Genomic DNA, 2,119 nt, shown 5'->3' on the forward strand with positions numbered 1-2,119 from the left:
CCGCCCGGAATGGCCCCGCCATAGCCCGCACAGGCGCCGCACGACGTGGCCAGCACCTGGGCGCCGGCGTCGCGCAGCACCTGCATGACGCCTTCGCGGTCGGCCTGATCCTGGTCCTGCCGGCTGGCCGGCGCCACCATCAGCTGCATGCCGTCCGCCAGCCGGCGGCCGCGCAGCACGGTAGCGGCGGCGCGCAGGTCTTCAAGCTTGGCGCCGGTACATGCGCCGATGTAGGCCACTTGCACCGGCACGTCGTTATAGGTGTCCACGCCGCGCGCATTGGCCGGGCTGTGCGGCGCGGCAACCTGCGGGGCCAGCGCGGCGGCATCGAATTCATGCCACTCCGCGTCGGCTTCGCTATCGCTCTGCCAGCGGACCAGATCCAGTTCTTGCGTCACGCCTGCATCCCGCAGCCAGGCCGCGGTGGTCTCGTCCGGGGCGATGAGCCCCACCTGCGAACCCAGTTCCGCGCTCATGTTCGACAGCGTCATGCGCTCCTGCATGGACAGCGCGCGAACGGCCTCGCCGCAGAACTCCACCGCCTGATAGCGCCCGCCGTTCATGCCATAGCGGCCGATCATGTGCAGCATCATGTCCTTGGCGGTGACGCCGGCGGCCAGCTGGCCGCGCCAATGCATCATCAGCGTCTTGGGCACCTTGACCCAGATCTGGCCGGTGACCGCCACGCCCAGCATCTCAGTGCTGCCGATGCCGAACATATAGGCGCCGAAAGCGCCGCCGGTCGGCGAATGCGAATCGCCGCCCACGCAGAACATGCCGGGCCGGATGTGCCCGTGCTGCGGCACCACCACGTGGCAGATGCCCACGGAGTCATACACGTTGGGCAGTTGCTGCTCCGCGGCCCAATCGCGCGCGATGCGCACGATGCGGCGCGATTCGTCGTCGGACTCCGGCACGTAGTGGTCGATGACCAGCACGATCCGGGACGGGTCCCACAGCGTGGCGCCCAGCTCTTCCAGCATGGGCTTCAAGCGCCGCGGGCCGCTGGAATCGTGGAACATCGCCAGATCGACCGCACAGGTCACGATTTCGCCCTCGGCCACCGTCTCGCGCCCGCAGGCGGCGGCGATCAGCTTCTGGGCCAGGGTTTGAGGCTGGGCCATGATTACATCCCCAGATAGGCGCGGCGCACGTCGTCGCTGGCCAACAGGTCGGGACAGCTGCCGCTGTAGCGCACGGCGCCGTTTTCCAGCACATAGGCCCGCTGCCCCGTTTCCAGGGACTGACCCACGTTCTGCTCGACCAGCAAAATCGCCAGTCCGTCGCCGTGCAACCGCTTGATGAGGCCGAACAATTCCTCGACCATCAGCGGCGACAGGCCAAGCGAGGGTTCGTCGAGGATCAGAAGGCGCGGCTCGGCCATGAGGCCGCGGCCGATTGCCAGCATTTGCTGTTCCCCGCCCGACATCGTGCCGGCCAACTGGTCCAGGCGTTCACGCAGCCGCGGGAAAATGTCGAGCACCTTGTCCAGATTCTGCGCGCGACGCTCGCGCGCCCGGGTGAAGGAGCCCAGCTCCAGGTTCTCGCGCACGCTCAGGTTCGGAAAGACACGGCGGCCCTCGGGCACCTGAATCAGGCCCGCCTGCACCACCTGCCGGTAGTGGCGGCCGGTGAGGTCCTGGCCTTCAAAGCGCACCGTACCGCCCCATGGCCGGCACAGGCCGCATACCGTGTTGTTCAGCGTGGATTTGCCCGCGCCGTTGCTGCCCAGCAGCACCACGATCTCGCCGGCCTGCACATCCAGGTCCACGCCGCGCAGCACTTCCATGCGACCGTAGCCTGCCCGCAGGCCCTTGACCTCCAGCAGCGCGCTCATGCCGGGGCTCCCTGCGCGGCCAGCCGGGCCGCCGCGCCGTGGCCCAGATAGGCCTCGACCACCTTGGGATCGCGCGTGACCTCGCCGGGTGTGCCCGCCGCGATCAGCCGGCCCTGCGCCAGCACCCACACGTGCTCGGCCAGGCTCATCACCGCGCGCATCACGTGTTCGATCATCAATACGGTGACGCCATCGTCCACCAGTTTCTTCACCACCGGAATCATCTCGTCGATCTCACTGGGATTCAGGCCCGCCAGCACCTCGTCCAGCAGCAAGAGGCGC

Annotated in this window: 2 protein-coding genes and 1 pseudogene; all 3 read right to left on the bottom strand. The window is 68.3% G+C overall.

Features of this window, described 5'->3' with window-relative positions; translation table 11 throughout:
• A partial coding sequence (locus B3446_RS07565) for an aconitase/3-isopropylmalate dehydratase large subunit family protein (RefSeq protein WP_291379359.1) occupies nt 1-1,124 on the bottom strand: 1,124 nt, incomplete at its 3' end.
• A gap of 2 nt (nt 1,125-1,126) precedes the next feature.
• On the bottom strand, nt 1,127-1,837 hold the full coding sequence (locus tag B3446_RS07570) for an ABC transporter ATP-binding protein (RefSeq protein WP_175126067.1): 711 nt from the start codon (nt 1,835-1,837) through the stop codon (nt 1,127-1,129).
• Nucleotides 1,834-2,119 (bottom strand): annotated as a pseudogene (locus B3446_RS07575) (ABC transporter ATP-binding protein); the annotation flags it as partial. The gene B3446_RS07570 and the pseudogene B3446_RS07575, both read right to left, overlap by 4 nt.

Origin of the sequence: Achromobacter sp. UBA5777 (genome assembly GCF_002418565.1) — a bacterium.
GTDB lineage: Bacteria > Pseudomonadota > Gammaproteobacteria > Burkholderiales > Burkholderiaceae_B > Achromobacter > Achromobacter animicus.

Coding starts and splice junctions, on each gene's coding strand:
- B3446_RS07570 (WP_175126067.1), bottom strand. CDS start 1,837: ATGAGCGCGCTGCTGGAGGTCAAGGGCCTGCGGGCAGGCTACGGTCGC.